Raw genomic sequence first — 21,876 nt, forward strand, 5'->3', positions numbered from 1 at the left:
TAATATATGAAAACAACAAAAAATATAGTTTATGCAAGCATCATACTCTTGCTTACAGCTTGTGGAAAAGGAAATGGAGACTATGATGCATCCGGCGTTTTTGAGACTACTGAGGTAATTGTATCAGCCGAAGCAAACGGAAAGATTATGCAGCTCAATTTCATTGAAGGGCAACAAGTAGAACAAGGAAAGCCTCTCGGGTATATAGACACCGTACAATTATATCTAAAAAAGATGCAATTACTAACTAATACTAGTGCAGTAAAGAGCGGGCGTGTAGATATACCCAGACAGATAGCAGCTATAAAGCAACAAATTGCAACCCAGAAAAACGAGCAGAAACGATTCGAGAACTTGGTAAAGGCAAACGCTGCAAACCAAAAGCAATTAGATGATATAAATGCACAGATACTTGTTCTTGAAAGGCAGTTAACTGCACAAACGGAATTATTAGAAAATTCGAACAAAAACATATCGGAACAAAGCTCCGGGCTGGAAGTGCAGGTAGCTCAAATAAATGATCAGATACAGAAATCTATTATCAGTAGCCCTATCAATGGGACTATCCTGTCTAAATATGCAGAACAAGGAGAACTTGCAACACAGGGAAGAGCTTTATTTAAAGTAGCAGACATCGAACACATGTTCCTTCGGGCATACATTACTGCAAGCCAGTTGACACAAGTGAAAATAGGACAAGCCGTAAAAGTATATGCAGATTTTGGAGAGAAAGAAATGAAAGAATATTCAGGGACTATAACCTGGATATCGGATAAATCAGAGTTTACGCCTAAAACAATACAGACTCGTGACGAACGAGCCAACTTGGTATATGCCGTAAAAGTAGCTGTAAAGAACGATGGATACCTAAAGTATGGAATGTACGGAGAATTAAAATTGAATTAAAACACAAAGCTATGTTGAAAGAGCTGATAAATAGTGACACCAAACTTATTTGTGATGCGCTTGCCGAAAAAGGGATACTTACGATACATGATCTCGAGGTAATAACAGGCTATAGAGAAATGTATATTTATCTGGCTCTTGGATGGTTATCTAAAGAAAACAAGATCAACTATGTGGAGAAAGATGATGACTTATACATTGAATTGAATACATAAAATATGAAAGCTGTTTCAGTTCAAAATATAAAAAAAAGCTATAAATCTGTACAGGCTCTCAACGACATAAGCTTCGATGTAGAGCAAGGAGAGATATATGGCATTATAGGACCCGATGGCGCGGGCAAAACAAGCCTTTTCAGGATACTTACTACCTTGCTGCTTGCAGATAGTGGCAATGCAAAGGTAGATGGTTTGGACATTGTGAAAGACTATAAAGAAATACGGAACAGAATAGGCTATATGCCGGGAAGATTCTCGCTCTATCAGGATTTAAGCGTGGAAGAGAATTTAGAGTTTTTTGCTACGGTATTTAATACAACCATACAGGAAAATTATCACCTGATAAAAGATATATACCAACAAATAGAGCCTTTTAAGGATCGAAAAGCAGGAAAACTATCCGGCGGTATGAAACAAAAGTTGGCATTGTGCTGCGCATTGATACATAAGCCTGCCGTCCTATTTTTGGACGAACCCACTACAGGAGTAGACCCTGTGTCGCGGAAAGAATTTTGGGATATGCTTAAGATGTTAAAGGAGCAAAATATTACGATACTTGTATCCACTCCATATATGGACGAAGCTAAGCTCTGTGATCGCATAGCTCTTATTCAAAACGGGTCTTTCCTCGATGTAGAAACACCACAGAATATAATAAAACGATATCCCGAGATATTATGGTCTGTACAGTCTGATGATATGTATAAACTCCTAAAAGACCTCAGAAATCATAGTATGATAAAAACATGTTTTGCGTTTGGAGAAGTACACCATATCACAGTAAATAAAGATTTTTCGATAAATGAACTGAATGAATATCTGGCAAACAGCGGACATACAGGCATTGACATACACGAGATAAAACCAACTATAGAAGATTGTTATATGCTATTGGCTCAAAACGAAAAACAATGAACGAAACGGTTATACATACAGAAAAACTGACAAAGAAATTCGGAAATTTCACAGCTGTAGATAATATATCTTTTAGTGTAGAAAAAGGTGAAATATTTGGATTCTTAGGAGCTAATGGTGCAGGCAAAACCACAGCCATGCGTATGCTTTGCGGATTAAGCTATCCAAGTTCGGGGAAAGGCTTCGTTGCCGGATACGACATATCGAAGCAACAAGAAGCTGTAAAGAAGAGCATCGGCTATATGAGTCAAAAATTTTCCTTGTACGAAGACCTGAAAGTATGGGAAAACATCAGGCTATTTGGAGGAATATACGGAATGAAAGAAAAAGCTATTGAAACTAAAACCGCCCAAACGCTCGACGAACTGGGCTTTGCCAAAGAACGGAATACACTGGTAAAGGAATTACCGTTGGGTTGGAAACAAAAGCTTGCCTTCTCTGTGTCTATATTCCATGAACCCAAAATTGTATTTCTGGACGAACCCACAGGTGGAGTAGATCCCGCTACCCGCAGGCAATTTTGGGAACTGATATATCAGGCTGCCGACAGAGGAATTACCGTATTTGTTACAACCCACTATATGGACGAAGCCGAGTATTGCAATCGGATTTCAATTATGGTAGATGGCAAAATAGAAGCGTTGGATACACCAAAGAATCTGCGCGACCAGTTCAATGCCAAAAATATGGATGACGTTTTCCAACAACTAGCGCGAAAAGCAAAACGCTCTGATAATTGATATTATGAAACAATTTCTCTCTTTTGTAAAAAAAGAATTCTACCATATATTCCGCGATAAGCGCACTATGCTGATCTTGCTGGGAATGCCCATTGTGCAAATCATTATATTTGGCTTTGCTATAACCACAGAGCTCAAAAATACAGAGATTGCAGTATTCGACCTCTCGAAGGATATTTCAACACAGCGCATCATCGAACAGCTTGAAGCAAGCGAATACTTTACAGTCTCGCAAGTTTTGAACAGCCCCGATGATATTGAACAGGTTTTCAGGCAAGGAAAAGTAAACATGGTAGTTGTATTCAGTGAAAACTTCAACAGCAACTTATTACATACAGGAGATGCCTCTATACAACTCATAGCCGATGCTACAGACCCCAATCAATCGCTTATGCAAACAGGGTATGCTACAAATATAATATCGTCATATCAACAAGAATTGATGCGTGAGTATAACGTTCCTTTCCGCATAGTACCCGAAGTAAAAATGCTGTATAACCCTCAGTTAAAAGGCGCATACAATTTCGTACCGGGGGTTATGGGACTTATTCTCATGTTGATATGTGCCATGATGACATCTATAGCCATTGTACGCGAAAAAGAAATGGGCACAATGGAAGTTTTGCTCGCTTCGCCGATAAAGCCTATTTATATCATTCTGGCTAAAGCAGTACCATATTTTACACTATCGGTAGTGAATCTCACTTCGATATTGTTATTATCATATTTCGTCCTCAAAGTACCTGTAGCCGGAAGCTTGTTTTGGCTTGCTACAATATCATTCATATTTATTGCGGTAGCACTTTCGCTGGGACTGTTTGTTTCTACTATTGCAAATACGCAAGTAACAGCGATGCTGATTTCGGGAATGGGTTTTATGATGCCCGTCATGTTGTTATCGGGCATGATATATCCGATAGAAAGTATGCCGGAAATACTACAGTGGATATCAAATATTATTCCTGCTAAATGGTATATCGATGCCATAAAAAAACTGATGATACAGGGCGTAGGCGTCGAATTTATATTAAAAGATATGGCTATTCTCATATCTATGTTCATATTACTGATTACAATAAGTTTGAAAAAGTTTAAAGTTAGATTAGGCTGATTATCATGATAAAGTTTTTAATCGAAAAAGAGTTTAAACAGATTATGCGGAACTCATTTCTTCCGAGATTAATCATAGGCATGCCAATTATGATGATGCTCATTATGCCTTGGGCTGCCAATCAGGAGATAAAAAATATTAAGCTAAGTATTGTTGATAATGATCACAGCACTTATTCCGAAAGATTAGTCCGCAAGGCAACCTCATCCGGATATTTTCATCTTAAGGATGTCTCTCTATCGGGTGATAAAGCTTTGCATAGTATCGAGTCGGGTAAAGCAGATGTTATACTCGAAATACAACCCGATTTTGAGAAAAACCTCGTAAAAACAGGAGTGGCTAATGTTATGATATCAGCAAACACGGTCAATGGAGTGAAAGGCTCACTAAGCTCTTCATATATGGGTGCTATACTATCCGATTTTTCATCGGATATCAGAGAAGAATGGTCTCCCAAAAGAGAGGGTGCAGCATTACCCCTTATCAACGTTGTACCTCAGTACAAATTCAATCCTAATTTGGATTATAAAGTATTTATGGTTCCGGCATTGATGGTAATACTACTTACACTGCTAACCGGCTTTCTACCGGCACTAAACATTGTAAGCGAAAAAGAAATGGGTACAATAGAGCAGATGAACGTAACTCCCGTAAATAAATTTACATTCATTTTAGCAAAGCTTATTCCATACTGGGTTATCGGATTCACGGTACTTACTATCTGTTTTGGGTTTGCAGCATTTGTCTATAATATATTACCCGTTGGCAGCCTGTTGACAATCTATCTTTTTTCGGGAATTTATATTCTGGTGGTATCCGGATTCGGACTGGTTATCTCCAACTATTCAAATACCATGCAGCAAGCTATGTTCGTGATGTTCTTCTTTATAATGATTCTGATATTGATGAGTGGTCTGTTTACTCCAATAAGCAGTATGCCCGAATGGGCGAAGATTGTTACGATCTTCAATCCTTTGAAGTATTTCATACAAGTGATGCGAATGGTTTATCTCAAGGGTAGTGTATTTATGGACTTAACCACACAGATGTTTGCATTGCTGGGATTTGTAGTTTTTTTCAATACTTGGGCTATTATCAGTTATAAAAAAACAAACTAAAAAAGTAGTAGGAGGCTTATTATCTCAACAAACCTCCTACTTTATCAACCTATTTTAACATTCAAAATGTTATTCTATTTTTTCCATAATTTTTCCATATCTTCTAACGTCTTACCTTTTGTTTCAGGTAAACGTTTCCATACAAATAGTGCAGCAATAACGGCAAGTGAGCCATATACCCAGTATGCAAATCCGTGATTGAACATATTTACTAATGTATCGTTCTTGTCCATGATAGGGAATGTCCAAGAGATTAAGAAGTTTGATACCCATTGTGCAGCTACAGCAATAGACATCACACTCGAACGCACCGAGTTAGGGAATATCTCTGCGAGCATAACCCAACAAACAGGTCCCCATGACATAGCGAAACCGGCTGTATATGTAAGCATAAACACAAGTTTCAATGTACCGGGTAATCCTTGAGAAAAAGATGTTCCTAAGCCAAGCATAGATACTGCCATCACTAAAGCTCCTGTAATCAACAGCGGCTTACGTCCGAATTTATCAACAGTCATAATAGCCAATACTGTAAACGACAGATTGATAATACCTACTATGATAGTTTGTAACAGAGCCGAATCTGTACCCGATCCCATACTCTTAAATATTTCGGGAGCGTAGTATAACACAACATTGATACCCACAAATTGCTGAAATGCAGATAACAATACACCTGTCATTATAATCAGGAATCCGTAAGATTTAACAGGAACATACAATGCTATTACAAAACTGGCTATCATAGAGATTTCCAATGCACTTGAAACTCCGACCAACGATAGCGAAATAAGACCCACAACAAATAAGATAAGCCATGTCATCATAAAACGATAATATGGTTTTAATGATGCTGTTTCTTCATTATCAAAACTTTGTCTTATCTCTACCATTTCCTGCTTAGCCATTGTGCTACCTACAAGCTTGGTAAGAATACCTTCTGCCTTTGCGGTGTGCCCTTTCATCACAAGCCATCTTGGTGTTTCGGGTGCAATAAACAATAACAAGAAGAATATGACTGATGGAATAGCTAGCGAAGCAAACATCCATCTCCATCCTGTTGTATGAAGCCACTCTGTATCTCCTTGTTTTGCTATAAAATAATTTACAAAATATACGACCAGCATACCAAATATTATGGCAAACTGATTGAGTCCTACAAGGCTACCTCTCTTGCTGGGAGGTGCTATTTCTGCGATGTACATAGGAGAGACCATCGAAGCTATACCAACTCCTACACCACCGATTATACGATAAAAAACAAAATGATATACAAAAGAGTGATCTCCTGCACTAGGCATCTGGAAACCTATTTCGGGCCATGCAGACCCTATTGCTGCTAATAGAAACAAAATAGCCGCAGCAAACAATGCTTTTTTACGTCCAAAAGTCTGACTTACCCAACCTGCCATAGCCGCACCAAAGATACAGCCAATCAGAGCACTACTTATCACGAAGCCTTCCATTGCATTGGCCTCGTTCAATGATAATCCCATCGGCTCTATAAAAAAGTGACGGAGCGACTCTACCGTACCTGAGATAACTGCCGTGTCGTAACCGAACAGCAATCCACCCAGTGTGGCAATCAGTGTCAGTTTTAGCGTATATGATTTACTCGCTTCATTTTTCATTGGTCAATAATTATTTAAGGAACAAAGGGATTGTTTTAAAAGCAATTTATATTTTCTAGTTGTCATATCGAACGAAGTGAATTGAAAAATCTTCGTTACACTCAGAATGACAAAAGTGAGGAACTTTTGATAAGAATGCTATTACTTTTAAAAACAATCCCTAGTTATATGTTTAGATATACATATTTACAATAGCCTCATAAAGCTCTTGCTTACCGCTTATTTGCTTAGGTTCGCCAACTTTATGTGCAATTGTGCGTAGATCTTCAAGAGTTAACTTGCCATCTTCAAAAGCTTTACCTTCTCCACCATCGAATGAAGCATAACGCTCTTTACGTAATTTGTTGTAATCTGAGCTTTGAAGAATATCAGCAGCAACCAATAAGCCACGAGCAAACACATCCATACCTGAGATATGAGCAATAAACAAATCGTCCATATCTGTAGAATTACGACGTATTTTAGCATCGAAGTTCACACCACCATTTCCTAATCCGCCGTACGGTAACAATACCAACCATGCATGAGCAAAATCATAGATATCGAGAGGGAACTGGTCTGTATCCCAACCATTCTGGTAATCTCCGCGGTTAGCATCGATACTACCCAATAGACCCGCATCAGCAGCAGCCTGCAATTCGTGTTCGAATGTGTGACCTGCAAGAGTAGCGTGGTTAACCTCAATATTCACTTTGAAATCTTTGTCTAAACCATAGTGACGAAGGAAGCCGATAACAGTTTCTGTATCGAAGTCATATTGGTGTTTAGTAGGTTCCATTGGTTTAGGTTCGATAAGGAATGTACCTTTGAAGCCTTGTTTGCGAGCATAGTCACGAGCCATTGTCAACATTTGAGCCAAGTGATCCTTTTCACGCTTCATGTCGGTATTCAACAAGCTCATATAACCTTCACGACCTCCCCAGAACACATAATTAGATCCGCCAAGAGCGATAGTAGCATCAATAGCATTCTTTATTTGAGTTCCCGCACTTGCAACTACATTAAAATCAGGGTTTGTTGCAGCACCATTCATATAACGTTCGTGGCTGAAAACATTTGCTGTACCCCAAAGAAGTTTTACTCCCGAAGCTGCTTGTTTTTCTTTTGCATAGTCTACTATTGTATGCAAGTTCTTTTCATATTCTGTCCAAGAATTCCCTGCATCTACCAAGTCTACATCATGGAAGCAATAATAGTTGATTCCCATTTTGGTCATGAATTCGAAAGCTGCATCCATTTTATATTTTGCACGGCTGATAGCATCGTCTCCGATATTCCACGGGTGATGAATAGTTGCTCCACCAAATGGATCACCACCATTAGCACATAGTGTATGCCAATATGCCATTGCAAAACGAGTCCAATCTTTCATTGTCTTTCCCATTACCACTTTGTTTTCGTCATAAAAACGAAATGCTAACGGATTTTTACTTTCTTTTCCTTCAAATTTGATTTTTCCAATACCCGGAAAAAATTCTTTTGTTCCTTTTAAAATTTCCATGATTATAGTTTTTATTTTAAATGATTAATAATTTTATTTTTTAGTTACAAGATTACGCCATTGTTGATATGCCTCCCTATATTGATCTCTCTTATCTTTCTCAGGTTCTATGACTGCTAATTTTTCGAGAGAAGCAAAAGCTTCCTGAGGTGTGGCATAAAGCCCTATACCAATACCGGCTCCTTTTGCTGCTCCGGCAGCGCCATCTGTATTATACAACTCGATAGTCACATCACTCACACTGGCTAGTGTTTGCGAGAAAATCGGGCTTAGAAACATGTTCGCATATCCGGCTTTCACTGTAGAAATATTCATACCCATCTCGCGCATAATTTCCATACCATATTCGTAAGAGAACACAATACCTTCTTGTGCTGCACGAAGAATATCCTTCTTGTCATGGATGTTAAAATTGATTCCATGTATCGAGCAATTAACATCTTTATTTTCCAATACACGCTCAGCTCCATTTCCAAAAGGAATAATACTAATACCTTTCGCTCCAATAGGTGATTGAGCAGCCAGAGCGTTCATATCGCTGTACGATAAGCCTTCAAGAGCCAAATTTCGTTTCAGCCATGAGTTAAGAATACCTGTTCCGTTGATACAAAGCAGCACTCCAAGCCTGATTTGTTCCGGCGTATAATTAACATGCGCAAAAGTATTTACACGCGATAGTTTATCATAGTTCAGCTGATCCAACACTCCATATACAACACCCGATGTTCCGGCTGTAGAAGCTATTTCGCCCGGCTCAAATACATTGAGAGAAAGAGCATTGTTAGGCTGATCGCCTGCCCGATAAGAAACCGGGATACCTTCTTTTAATCCAAGCTCTTTGGCTGCCGAAGATGAAACATAGCCTTGTATACCAAAAATAGGTTTTATCTCAGGGAAAAAGCTCTTCGGTATTCCATAGTGATTCAGTACATCTTCGGATAACGTATTTGTCTTAAAATCCCAGAAGATACCTTCTGACATTCCCTCGATAGTAACAACAATATCATTTGTTAATTTCATCCCGATATAATCACCCGGTAGCATCAGTTTATCTATTTTTTCATAGATATGAGGTTCATTTTCCTTTACCCATGCTAGTTTAGATGCAGTAAAATTACCCGGAGAGTTGAGCAAATGACTCAGACATTTTTCCTCACCGATGGCTTTAAATGCCTTTTCGCCATAAGGTACAGCACGGCTGTCGCACCATATTATAGAGGGACGGAGTACGTTCTTATCTTTATCTACGAGCACCAACCCATGCATTTGCCAGGTAATACCGATAGCTTGTATATCGTCTCCTTTTGCCCCCGACTTTTGCATCACAGATTGATGTGCAAGTTTCAGGTTTGCCCACCAGTCGGCAGGTTCTTGTTCTGCCCACCCCGATTTTACAGCTGTAATTTTCATTTCCTCTTTCGGAAAAAAGTCTGAAGCAACAATTTTACCTGTGCTGGCATTTACCAGACAAGCTTTTACCGAAGAGCTACCAATATCATATCCTAATAAATACATGATAGATGAGTGTTTTTATGTTTTTTAAATCGATTATATACTTGTTTTCAACTTATTATAAGCCTTTTTGTCAAATTTATAATAACGGGCTGCACGATGAGATACATCTTTTTGTTTCTCCTCCAAAGGAATAACATAACTCATAGCTGCTACCTTCTTATGGAAATTGCGTATATCAATTTTCTTATTATATATTGCTTCATACAGTTTATGCAACTGACTTATCGTAAACTTCTGAGGTAAGAGCTCAAAAACTATAACAGGATTGTATTCTATCCATCGGCAGATCTCTACGAGTGATTCTTTCACGATCTGATTATGGTCAAATGGCATTTGTGGTATTTTATCAATCGGACACCATTCTGTTTGCTTATATTTCGAAACATTATTCAATTTCCGATCCACCTTACAAAGAGATAAATACGCAACAGTAATCAGGCGATTGATATTTGGCTGATAAGCTGTGTCGAGCCACTTTCTATCGTCCGGGTTATTGGATCTGCCAGGTGAAGCAAAACAACGAAATTGCTTTAACGACATCCTCTTTATCCCTGTAAGCTCAAATAATACACGATTTGCAGCATCATCTACATCTTCTTGGTCATATATAAGGCTTCCGGGAAGTTTCAGGTCTTTTTTCCTTCTTTTATCAGTGTTACGCTGTACCAATAATATATTCAACTTGTCGTTCTCGAATCCGAACACAACGCAATCGACAGAGACATAAGTGTGAATGAAGTTTATTTTCATGGTAATCCGGCTATAAAACTTATTGTACTAAGTACAAATATATAACTTCATTTTAAAACACAGCAACAATACCACACTAATTTTTAGTTAAATATTTGTATTACAATTGATTACATATCATACACAATACAATAAGAATAAGGTAGATATTGTAATTTACACATTAATAAACACCTATTAATAAATACGTTACACAAAAACAAATTAACATATAAGCCCGAAAGCCTATATGTTAATTACCACAATAAGATGTTTAAATAAAAAAGTATATTATTTGCTATTTATCTCTATAGAAGCTTGCTTCAAATTAGAAGAGGTCGCTTTTAATATTATCTTCCCTGCCTTTTTATGAGACTGCACAACAGCCAAAGCTTTTCCACTAAACAGTTTTCTTGAAGGCCTTTTCAAAGAATTCGGATCAGTAGGATCTCCATTATCAGTTCCGGCTATAAAACCATCTCCTTCTATCGTAAAGTTTATAAGATTATCAGCTACAGGAACAGAATTACCTTCTGCATCCAAAGCCTCAACCGTAATAAAAGATAAATCTTTCCCATCAGCTTTTATTGTCTGCCTATCTGCTGTAAGCTTTATGGAAATAGGATCACCTGTTGTTTTAACTTCCCTTGTCAGCACCTCTTTTCCATCTTTATAAGAAACAGCTTTCAGAGTACCTTTTTGGAAAGGAACACGCCAAAAGACATGATATACATCTTTTTCTTTGGCTTTCTTGCCGAGAGACAAACCGTTCAAAAACAATTCTACCTCATCAGCATTATTGAAATATGCCCATATATCTACAGTTTGCCCCTCTTTCCAATTCCAATGCGGAAAGATATGAAGAACATCCTTATTTGTCCATTCACTCTGATACATATAATATATATCTTTAGGAAATCCAGCAAGGTCAATTACTCCGAAATAGGAACTGCGAGACGGCCACCAGAATGGAGTAGGCTCACCCAAATAGTCGAAACCTGTCCACAGATAGACACCCGAAATATGATCATAGTTTTTCACGAGTCTCCATGTATCTTCGTGAGTGCTCCCCCAAGGTACATGACAATTATCATATGATGAACAATGATGCACAGGACGTTCGAAAGGCTTATCCCATCTCTCGGGCCAAATGTTCATACTATCGGAAGGCATTTCGTAATATCCACGAGACATTAGTCCCGATGTAGACTCTGTAATAATCAGCTTTTGATTCGGAAATTTCTCATGAAAATTCACCCAATTATTTTTATGGTAATTGAAACCGATAATATCCATCGCACCCGATCGGAAGATATGATTGGATGGTTCTGTTTCATTATTTCCTGTTGTAATCGGTCGTGTAGGATCAAGCTTTTTGGCAATATCAGCCAGCTTTATAGTCAAAAGAGAATTTACGTGAAGCTCTTTTGCGTCAATATCTTTTTTGTTTAATGTATTGGCAAAATTTAAGACCATGTTAGCCTGTTGCAAATCTAATGTATCGGCATTTATATGAGACCATTGTTCGAGAATTTCATTTCCTATACTCCACATGAAGATAGAAGGATGATTGCGATCACGAAGAATTAGATCGGTCAAATCCCGTTCGTGCCATTCGGGGAAATATTGAGAATAATCGTACGGTGATTTCTTCTTTCGCCACATATCGAAAGCCTCATCCATAACGATGAATCCCATTTTGTCGCACAAGTCAAGCAATTCTGGGGCAGGTGGATTATGAGAGGTACGAATACCATTACATCCCATCTCTTTCAGTATTTCGAGCTGACGTTCAATAGCCCTGGTATTAACGGCTGCTCCTAAGAATCCTAAATCGTGGTGATTGCACACTCCTTTTATCTTTATAGATTCGCCATTAAGAAAGAATCCTTTATTCGGATCGAAAGAAAAATAGCGAATACCTAACGGAGTTTCATACTCATCTACAACTTTCCCATTTTGCTCTATACGGGTTACTATTTTATAGAGATATGGATTGTCTATCGACCATAAGATTGGATTTGAGACTTTCAAACTTTGGTCCATAGAAATATTTTCTCCAATACCAACACTTTCTGAATTATTTATTCCAGCAATCTCTTTTCCATCTTTATCTATCAGGATAGAGTATAGTTCAAATGTTCGACTAACATCTGATGAATTTTTTATATTCGTTTCTATCTTAATCTCGGCATTATCTTTTGTTACTGTAGGTGTAGTTACATAAGTACCCCAAAGATCAACATGTAAAGCATTTGTAGTTACTAACCTCACATTACGATAAATGCCCGAACCCGAATACCACCGTGAATTCGGCTGTTTCGAGTTGTCTACACGAACAGCAATAACATTCCTTTCTCCGACTTTAATATATGGAGTCAGGTCGTAACGAAACGAAATATATCCATTGGGACGCTCTCCCAAAAGATGTCCGTTTATCCATACTTTACTGTTCCAATAGATACCATCAAAATCGATATATATATTCTTTCCTTTATCGGATTTATCTACTACAAAGTCTTTACGATACCAACCTATACCACCCGGTAATGCTCCACCTCCGGGAGTAGCCGGATTCTTTAGTGAGAAATCTGCTTCTATACTCCAGTCGTGAGGAAGATCAAGAATTCTCCACTTTGCATCGTCATATTGAGCATTATATGCTATAGAATCATCTCCCAGATAGAATTTCCAACCTTCGGTAAAGTCTACATTTTCTCTTACTTTCTTTGACGAAGAGCACGAAAAGAGAACTGTACAAATAAAAAGAAATAGATAATGTTTTTTCATGTCTGATATTATAATCCTTAAATTTAGAAATAAAGGTCGGAAGATACATATCCGACCTCTATCAATTTCAACCTTAAAAAACCCATAAAAACCAATAAAGATTTCACAATCTTTTTCTACACTTTATTTCCCTGCGCTAATAATAGCATTAATAGCATCTATATGTACTTGCTCTCCGGTAGTTCTATTGAACAGACCTGATGCTTTATCACCCGTAGGACCATTATCCCAGTAAACAGGAACCAGTCCATTCTGAACTGCCACTTTAGTTATATAATTCAGATAGTAATTACGAGCCTTTACATGATTTGCATAATCGGCAGTACTCAACGATGCTCTTAATGTTGCAGCATATTCACCTAAGATTACAGGGATTCCCTTATCTACAAAATTTGTTTTAATTTTTCCAAATTGCGTATCAGCCCAATCTTCTTGTCCCCATGTGGAAACTCCGGCTCCTGAAAAATCTTTACCCCAGAGGAAAATTGTATTTTCTTCAGCTAGTGTAAAATCGTAAGGGTCATAGTAATGAACTTCCGCCATGATACGATTGGCTGTAGGATCTGTAGGCATTTTCATATAGTTTACTGCATAGTCTATATTCGTATTGTATGACTGAACGATAAGGTTACGCCAAGTATTTTTTCCTCCGGTAGAACGCACTGCATTAATAAATGTCTGGTTGTATGACTGCTGTACTTCTATATTTTCTGCCGATGGGGTATTATAATTGGCATGAACTTCGTTTGTCCCTGCAAAAAGAAGGTGTTCGTCATAGTCACGGAAATAAACAGCAATTTGTTCCCACAATGCCTTTTGCTTTTTATTTACTTCGACCTGTTTGTCGTAGGTTGGATTTTCTTCAAGCCAGCCACCATCCCAATGGATATTAATTATTGCATACATATTGTTATCAATACAATAGTCTACAACTTCTTTCACACGGGCAAGTCTTGCATCCGATATTTTATATGTAGTCTGATCCTCGATATATGCATTCCATGCGCATGGTATACGCACGGTATTAAATCCGGCTGCTTTTACTCCATCTATCAAAGTTTTAGACGCCTTTGGGTTGCCCCATGTTGTTTCTCCGGCAGTAGTTCCATCTGTCGCTTCGAGCGTATTGCCTAAATTCCACCCAAGTCCCATTTTTGCAGCAAGAGCCGGAGCGTCGTTATTCATTCCTGTCTTATCAGCCACAATATTCAGACTTGTTGCTGCTTGAACAATTGTAACTGTCTCTGACAAATTACCTACTTTAAACACAATAGTACCTTCTCTTTCAAAAATATTCTTGTTAGGAGCAATAACAAAAACTTCGGAAACGTCCGAAACTGCTTTCGTTGAGGATTTTGTAATCCAATCTCCATTTATTACTATTTCGTGAGAGCCTGATGTTTGTAGCTCGACAGTTATATTTTCTCCTTCTGATTTTACATCATATATATTCTTCTTTACAACAAGTAGATTTGTCAGAGCCTGTGTAACGGCTACTTCTTTTTTTATATTCCCGGCAGTTATTGTCAAGGTCGCATTACGAATATCTGTTGTAGTATTAGCCTGAGCTGATACTGTGAGTTTTATGGTCCCTGTTTCTTCTCCGGATGCAGGCGAAACAGTACACCAAGACTCAGAACTAGCTACAGTCCATTTTTGGTTTGTCTTTATATGTATGGTATTATCTCCACCATCTTTTGTGAAAGTCAGATTATCTGTTGAAACAATTAACTCCGGATCGGGTTTATCTTCGTCGCCGGAACAACTCCAGTTAGCTATACTCACACCTAGACATAACAATAATAAAATAATATACTTTTTCATACTTTTTTTATAATAGAAAATAAGCTATCAATAATGATCAGCCTAATTCCCTGTTTTAATAATAATAAGAATCTGGACAATATTTTGTATTATCCAGATCCTTAGATATTTATTTTATTGTTATTTTATCAACTTTAACAGTAACAGCACTTAAGTCGACAATATCGTTAGCCAAATCTTTCACATCAACAGTGAAAACCATCAGTCCATCAGATACTCCGGGAGCACACCATACAGTATACGTCCCATTTCCAGAAACATTCGTATCACCTGATCCCCCACCCCAGTATTGAGCAGACCAATCACCATCGGCAAAAGACAAAGCAGCTTTGTAACTTCCAATTGCTCCTGCTTTTAAGGTAACTCCACCAAGCGTGAAAGTAACAGAAATACTCTTATCAAAAATAAAATCCGAAGGCTTCACAGGAGGACTGGCTGCAGTACTTCCGTATGCATTATAAATTTCAATCCTTAGATTCCCGTTAGACTCAAGATCCCCATGAACTATCTTAGATTGATCAATAGTCATACTAGTACCCTCATCTTCAGATGCAGCTTTCATTAGTTCAAAATGATATACCATGTATTTAGCATCGGTATTGTCACGTCTACCTAACCATAAGCCTGATAATTCTCCTGATTCATCTTTTTCTGAACGAATAATTCTTAAAGCTTTATCCCCTGTTGTAGATAACATCTGTGACCCAGAAATAGCAAAACTTATGTCTGTATCAAAAATTATATTGTTATTAGCATCAGTCTTATATGTACCTTTCATTTCTTTAGCTGTGCCATCGGTAAGTATATAGCTTCCGGTTTTTTCTCCTGTTTTTGTCATCGATAAAGAAATATTATCAATCATACTCTTATTGTATGGATAGCCTGCAACAGAATAGTCAGCCGGCGAACTCCAATTATTCAGGAATGTACCATCCAGACCAGTCCAGTTATATGGAGTATTAACAGACAACTTCCATTTCTTTGTAAATGTCGATGTTAAATCATCATTTGCATTTCCGTTATATGGAGGTTCCGGATCTCCTGCAACCCAATTATCTTTATATTCCTTAGAAATATAGTTGAAACATGTACCCGACGGAACAAGCATAATCTGCATAAAGTCTTCCGACAAATATAATATCCTGAATTCGGTAGCTGCCAATACCTCTCCATTTCGACCTGTTACATTTACAGGATAAGCATCGGTAAAGGCAATAGTATGTTCATCTACATTAACCATATACGAACCATTGTAAGACCCTAAGCCATAGGTCTGTTGATCTACCTTGATATTTGCACCGCCAATCAGGTCGAATGTCATTGTTCCAAAGTCAGCTGCATCACACATCCATTTATTACCCGGCCAGTCTGCAAGCCAATACCATAAAGCATTACCATCGTCTCCGGCAAGAGGTGTGATAGCTTTTTTCCAATCCCATGCATCTGCATCAAGATAATTATCTCCTGAAGCTGTGTGAAGGGCATCCCAGTTATATGTACCTGTGAAGAAATACATCGGAGCTAAGAAATGACGACTAACACCTTCAGCATCAAGATCAAGGTACCATGTTTTGGATTTACCTACTCCTCCCGAGATCATAGTCCACACATCGTCATTTACAAAGTCTGCATAAAAATCATCAACCGTAAAAGTAACAGGTTCTCCATATACAATTCCTCCGGGTGTTTCTACCCCGAATGTTACATTGTAAGTACCTGGGAAAGGCATTTTCAATGTCACTTTTTGTTTCTGGCTACGTCCCTGAGGATGATTCCATAGTGGAGTATAACCATTTCCCATCAAACTTGTCAGATAAATAATATTGGGGTTTGAAGCATCGTGTTCAATCTTGAAGGCTATACCTTCAACCAAATCTTCTGCTTTTACATTCTTACTTCCTAAACTATAATCATCAGGAGAGCAAGAAACAAACATCATCGCGAAAAGAGCGAATAATGTAAATATATTAATCAGTTTCTTCATAATTATTAGTTTTTGTTTGTTACCAACCTGCATTTTGAGTAAGAACATTCTTCGATAATGTAATCTGAGTATTCGGTATCTGCATGAAACCTCTTGTTTTCTTAATATTCTCAGCAGTGATTACAACTTCATCTTCTGCATTGCCACTCAATACTTTTTGTGACTGGGCGATAGTAGAAGCAGCAACATCAAGCCCCTGACGAAGTAAGTCCCAATAACGAAGGCCTTCGAATGCAAATTCGAAACGACGCTCTTCCAGAATGTTAGCCTGAGAGACTGTCTTAGTTGTAAGTCCTGCACGCTTACGCACTTGGTCATAATAATTTTGTGCATTACTTGACCCCAATTCGGCAGCCATTAATAGCACATCCGCATAGCGTATAATAATATAATCCTGATCTTGAGAAATCTGAAAGTCATTATCACCTCCGGTATCAGAAGTACCATCAGGCAAAGCTGTTGGCGTATATTTCTTATTTGAATATCCGGTATACTCGCGTTGGTCTTTCTTATCATACTTAGCTTCAATTCCTTCTTTAGCTATGTCAATTATTGATGCTGTCTTTCTTTGGTCGTTAGCAGCAAACGCATTCACTAATTTAGGATTTACAGTACACGCTCCCCAGCCCTTGCCATAAGGCGACCAGTTTGTATTACGCATTCCCAACATAACCAACCAACGGTTTCCATCTACCATACCGTTATAGTCGGATGTATTATTGAATTTTTCTGCAAAAATTACCTCTACATTTCCTGCTCCTGCATACCCCGATTTATCTAATTTATTATCGTCAACATTCGGTATATAGCTTGCTGCAGGCCACATTTCTTTATATGTGGGCAATAGATCAAACTCTCCACTATCAACAATATCTTCCAATCCGGCTAATACCTCAGCCTTGGTTACACCCAAATCATCTTTAGCATAATAACCTGTATAGAATAAATATACACGAGCCAATAAAGCTTTTGCAGCAAAACTGGTTACACGACCATCATTCTCACTAGCTTTAGCTTTAGGGTAAGCATCGGCAGGAATATTAGCTGCAGCAAATTTCAGATCTTCAACGATCAACTTGTATGTATCGGTAGGATCAGCCTGAGGTACATTATCGGTTGTTGGTGCAGTAAGAAGAGGAACACGTTCAAACAAACGAACAAGATCGAAATACAAAAGAGCTCTAATGAAGCGAGCTTCGCCTGCGATGCGGTTTACTGTTGCTGCCTGATCGCTCCAATCTGAAGCCTCCATCTTAGTCAATAACGTATTGCAACGAAAAATGCCTGCATAATAGCTTATCCAAGTCTGGTTGAATATATTATTATCAGAAGGCGATTGTGTAATATCGAAGCGGTCTAAAGCCTGATAAGCACGTCCGTCAGTATTACCGGTTCCGCCAAAACAATTATCAGATAGAAGTTCTGAGGTAACATAATGCGCAACCCCTCCATCAGAAGTAGTACGCTGGTATCCGTCATAGCAACCGATCAAGGCCATTTCCATATCTGCGACAGTCTTATAAAAACTGCCATCAGTCAGATTTGTTTTAGATTCTGTATCAAGATAACTATCAGAACAGGAGAATAGTCCCATACTTACAGCTACTGCTACTAATATATGTTTAAACTTATTCATAGTTTATTCTCGTTTAATGGTTAAAATTTAAGGTTCACACCGAATAAATAAGTCCTCGGGCGAGGATAATAACCTAAGTCTATCCCTGACACCCAGTTTGATGTACCATAACCGATCTCCGGATCCATTCCATCATATTTAGTAAATGTGAATGCATTTTGTACTGATGCATACAGACGACACTGGCTGATGCATTTCAGGTTGATTAGTTTCGCAAAATCATAACCAATACTTATATTGCTTATACGTAAGAAATCACCATCTTGCAGATACAGGTCAGAGAATTGCCAGTTTATATTTGTCTCTGTTACACGAGGAATTTTGTTTGAAGTACCTTCACCTGTCCAACGATTAAGGATTGCAGTTGTATAGTTGGACTGTTTGTTGGTATGGTTACGATACGATTGAACAATCTTATTGCCCATTACTCCATTCGCATTCAGATTAAAATCAAATCCTTTATATTCGAATCCGAGGTTAAATCCAAAAGAGAAATCTGGCATACCATTTCCCAAATCGGTTTTGTCTGTAGCGTCTATTTTCCCATTTTTATCGCGATCAACATACTTAACATCTCCCGGTTTTACGTCAGCCTGTAAAATACCATTACCGGCAGCTTTCCAAGCCTCGATATCTTCCTCACTTTGGAATACCCCAGCGGTTTTATACCCCCAGAAGTAGCCAATTGAATAACCATTTTGAGCTCTGTAAAACTCCTCAGAGTTATCATAAAGCATTCCTGTGAGACCATGAATTATGCCATCATCCGTAGGGATATTACCTACTTTATTCTTATCGTAAGATCCATTTACACCTATATTATAGTTTACTTGACCAATATTGTCTCTCCATGTTAAGCCAAGTTCAATCCCTGTATTTTTTACATCACCACCATTTATATATGGTGCTCCGGCTCCCGCTGTAGCCAATATAGGAGCCACAACCAGCCAATCTTTTGTTTTCTTTGTGTAAAAATCAGCATTGATCCCTAATCTATTTCTTAGCATATAGGCATCAAACCCAATATTGAGCTGTTCTGAAGTCTCCCACTTAACACTTTGGTTAGATAAACGACTTTGATAAGCACCGGCAACGTTTGTTTTGTTTGTTCCGAAGTTATAATATGCAGCGGGATCGCTACTTGTATAAGCTGTAGAAGTATTTATTGGTGCAAGATATTGATCATCATCTATATTTTGGTTACCAACCTGTCCCCAACTTAAACGAAGTTTCAAAAAATCTAGGGTTCTGCTCTCCACAACACTTTGCATAAAGTCTTCATTTGTAATCACCCATCCCGCAGAGAACGAAGGGAAGTATCCCCATCTGTTACCTTTTGCAAACTTGGATGAACCATCAGCTCGCAAAGTTGCATTGAACATGTACTTCTCTTTATAGTTGTAGCCAACACGTCCGAAATAAGACACACGACGATAATCGTGTTCAGGCCTACCACCTACACTTCTTGTTTCTACAACATTGCCATCACTATCTAAATGGGCCTGTCCTGTTGTATTATCCAAGTATGCATGGGAGAAATCATTAAACTGAGATAACAAATCCCTGTTAGATCCAGAAAGGAATGTTCCCTGATAACGTGTTGCCTCCATACCTACTAAAGCATTGATGGCATGGTCATCGGCCAAAGTAAAATCATAACCTGCGGTATTAGTCCAAGTCAGTGTATGACCTTTACTCATATTCTGTAATGTAGTCGTATGATCTTTATTATAAGTATATATAGAGAACTGGTAGAATGGCTCGAAACTGCGATATTCGGATGCATAATAATTAATACCGAATACTGATCTTAACTTAAGGTTTTTAACTGGCTCTAATTCTGCATATACATCAGCCATCAATCGTTGAGAATCATTCTTATTGTTAGAGTTAGTCATCATTAGACCGTATGGATTACTATCACCTTTATACCATGGCGAGTTGCTCGTATCATTATAAGGGCTGTCATAGATATTATTATCACTATATACAGGTGACAAAGGAGATGTAATAAAAGCTCCACGCAAAGTATTATTATATTGGTTTCCAACATTTATACCTCTATTTTTGATATAGTTAAAGTTTAAGTGCTGCCCCACCGTCAATATCTCCTTATATAACTTATGCTCTGTATTGATACGGAAACCATAACGTTCATAATTAGAGACATCTTTACCTCCAACGACACCTTCTTGAGACGTATAATTCAATGAAAGGGCATATCGAGAAGCCTCTGAACCACCATTCACATTCAACGAATAGTTTTCAGTTTTAGCATCATCTTTAAACATTTGGTTAATCCAGTTTGTATTGGCAAGAGTGCCCATCGAATCAAAGTCAAATAAAGCCGATCCCGAATTTAATGCTTGCTCATTCATTATTGCCATATATTCATTGGCGTTGAGCATTTTGGCTTTACGTGCAACTTTCTGCACCCCATAATATGCATCAAAAGAAACTTGTCCTTTTCCTTTCGATCCTTGTTTTGTAGTTACTAAAATAACACCATTTGCAGCCTGAGCACCATATATGGCAGCAGAAGCAGCATCTTTCAAAACATCGATAGATTGAATATCTGCGGCATTCAATACACTGATATCTCCTTCAATTCCATCGATAATATAAAGTGGCCCTGAATTCGCTATTGTACCAAGTCCACGTATAGTAACTTTCATATCTGCACCCGGTTGTCCGGACGTAGAAGAAATCTGTACTCCCGGGGCTTGCCCCTGAAGAGCCTGAAGGGGATTGGTAGTGTTTAATTTAGCTACCTCATCGCCTTTTACTTGTAACGTAGCACCTGTATTCAGCTTTTTCTTCTGAACTCCATAACCTATGGCTACAACTTCATTCAACACATTGGCTTCTTCTTTCAACTCTACGTTGAATACTGTTTGTTGCCCAACTGCAAACGTTTTAGAAGTGAATCCAATATAGGACACTTCGATCGTTGCATTTTCTTTCACACTTAAGGTAAACTTTCCGTCAACATCAGTCAAGGTACCATTTGTTGTACCTTTTTCTACAACAGAGGCTCCAATAAGAGGTTCGCCATCTGAGGTTACGGTTCCCGATATTCCACGTACTGACTGTGCATAAAGCCCAGCAACTGAGAGTAAGCTGATAATAAGCATCAGATATACCCTCCGCAAACAAATACAACTTGTTTGCCGAAAAAATCTAGTCATTTTCTCATTCATGGTTTTTTAATAGTATTAGTGAATCTGAACTAAAAGTGATTTATGTAATAACAATAAT

The 21,876-nt window shown here is 38.1% G+C and carries 14 protein-coding genes and 1 pseudogene; 6 read left to right on the forward strand and 9 right to left on the reverse strand.

Annotated features, from left to right (window positions below):
* The first annotated feature begins 6 nt into the window (after positions 1 to 6).
* The 6 genes and pseudogenes from PKC55_RS04250 to PKC55_RS04275 all read left to right on the forward strand — a co-directional run bounded on the left by PKC55_RS04250 (position 7) and on the right by PKC55_RS04275 (position 5,008).
* Positions 7 to 906, forward strand: coding sequence for an HlyD family secretion protein (locus PKC55_RS04250; RefSeq protein ID WP_291125599.1), 900 nt, complete (start codon positions 7 to 9; stop codon positions 904 to 906).
* Positions 907 to 917: 11 nt separating this feature from the next.
* On the forward strand, positions 918 to 1,121 hold the full coding sequence (locus tag PKC55_RS04255; protein WP_291125601.1) for a winged helix-turn-helix domain-containing protein: 204 nt from the start codon (positions 918 to 920) through the stop codon (positions 1,119 to 1,121).
* 3 nt (positions 1,122 to 1,124) lie between these two features.
* On the forward strand, positions 1,125 to 2,039 hold the full coding sequence (locus PKC55_RS04260; protein WP_291125603.1) for an ABC transporter ATP-binding protein: 915 nt from the start codon (positions 1,125 to 1,127) through the stop codon (positions 2,037 to 2,039).
* Between the two features lie 8 nt (positions 2,040 to 2,047).
* Positions 2,048 to 2,779: pseudogene (locus tag PKC55_RS04265) on the forward strand (ATP-binding cassette domain-containing protein); the annotation flags it as partial.
* A gap of 4 nt (positions 2,780 to 2,783) precedes the next feature.
* A complete protein-coding gene (locus PKC55_RS04270) occupies positions 2,784 to 3,890 on the forward strand; it encodes an ABC transporter permease (protein ID WP_324372006.1) in 1,107 nt (368 codons plus the stop codon).
* 5 nt (positions 3,891 to 3,895) lie between these two features.
* Positions 3,896 to 5,008 carry an ABC transporter permease gene (locus tag PKC55_RS04275; protein WP_291125610.1) on the forward strand — a complete coding sequence of 371 codons (1,113 nt, stop codon included), beginning with the start codon at positions 3,896 to 3,898 and terminating at the stop codon, positions 5,006 to 5,008.
* Between the two features lie 74 nt (positions 5,009 to 5,082).
* On the opposite strand, the gene xylE is transcribed toward PKC55_RS04275, so the two are convergent.
* The 9 genes from xylE to PKC55_RS04320 all read right to left on the reverse strand — a co-directional run bounded on the left by xylE (position 5,083) and on the right by PKC55_RS04320 (position 21,806).
* The gene (gene xylE, locus PKC55_RS04280) at positions 5,083 to 6,639 is read right to left on the reverse strand and encodes a D-xylose transporter XylE (protein ID WP_291125613.1); all 1,557 of its coding nucleotides are present in this window, start codon (positions 6,637 to 6,639) and stop codon (positions 5,083 to 5,085) included.
* 172 nt (positions 6,640 to 6,811) lie between these two features.
* On the reverse strand, positions 6,812 to 8,140 hold the full coding sequence (gene xylA, locus PKC55_RS04285) for a xylose isomerase (RefSeq protein WP_135103870.1): 1,329 nt from the start codon (positions 8,138 to 8,140) through the stop codon (positions 6,812 to 6,814).
* A 33-nt stretch (positions 8,141 to 8,173) separates the two neighbouring features.
* Complete coding sequence (locus PKC55_RS04290) at positions 8,174 to 9,655, reverse strand: xylulokinase (protein WP_324372009.1); 1,482 nt, start codon at positions 9,653 to 9,655, stop codon at positions 8,174 to 8,176.
* Between the two features lie 33 nt (positions 9,656 to 9,688).
* Positions 9,689 to 10,405, reverse strand: coding sequence for an NUDIX hydrolase (locus PKC55_RS04295; protein ID WP_135103868.1), 717 nt, complete (start codon positions 10,403 to 10,405; stop codon positions 9,689 to 9,691).
* A 270-nt stretch (positions 10,406 to 10,675) separates the two neighbouring features.
* Positions 10,676 to 13,174, reverse strand: coding sequence for a glycoside hydrolase family 2 TIM barrel-domain containing protein (locus tag PKC55_RS04300; protein WP_291128413.1), 2,499 nt, complete (start codon positions 13,172 to 13,174; stop codon positions 10,676 to 10,678).
* Positions 13,175 to 13,297: 123 nt separating this feature from the next.
* Complete coding sequence (locus tag PKC55_RS04305) at positions 13,298 to 14,998, reverse strand: cellulase family glycosylhydrolase (RefSeq protein ID WP_324372013.1); 1,701 nt, start codon at positions 14,996 to 14,998, stop codon at positions 13,298 to 13,300.
* Positions 14,999 to 15,107: 109 nt separating this feature from the next.
* Positions 15,108 to 16,982: a hypothetical protein gene (locus PKC55_RS04310; protein ID WP_324372015.1), complete on the reverse strand. Its 1,875-nt coding sequence runs from the start codon at positions 16,980 to 16,982 to the stop codon at positions 15,108 to 15,110.
* Positions 16,983 to 17,001: 19 nt separating this feature from the next.
* Complete coding sequence (locus PKC55_RS04315; protein WP_291128407.1) at positions 17,002 to 18,618, reverse strand: RagB/SusD family nutrient uptake outer membrane protein; 1,617 nt, start codon at positions 18,616 to 18,618, stop codon at positions 17,002 to 17,004.
* Positions 18,619 to 18,638: 20 nt separating this feature from the next.
* On the reverse strand, positions 18,639 to 21,806 hold the full coding sequence (locus tag PKC55_RS04320) for a SusC/RagA family TonB-linked outer membrane protein (protein WP_291128406.1): 3,168 nt from the start codon (positions 21,804 to 21,806) through the stop codon (positions 18,639 to 18,641).
* Positions 21,807 to 21,876: the final 70 nt, after the last annotated feature.

The sequence above is a fragment of the Dysgonomonas sp. genome (genome assembly GCF_035323175.1).
Classification (GTDB): Bacteria; Bacteroidota; Bacteroidia; order Bacteroidales; family Dysgonomonadaceae; genus Dysgonomonas.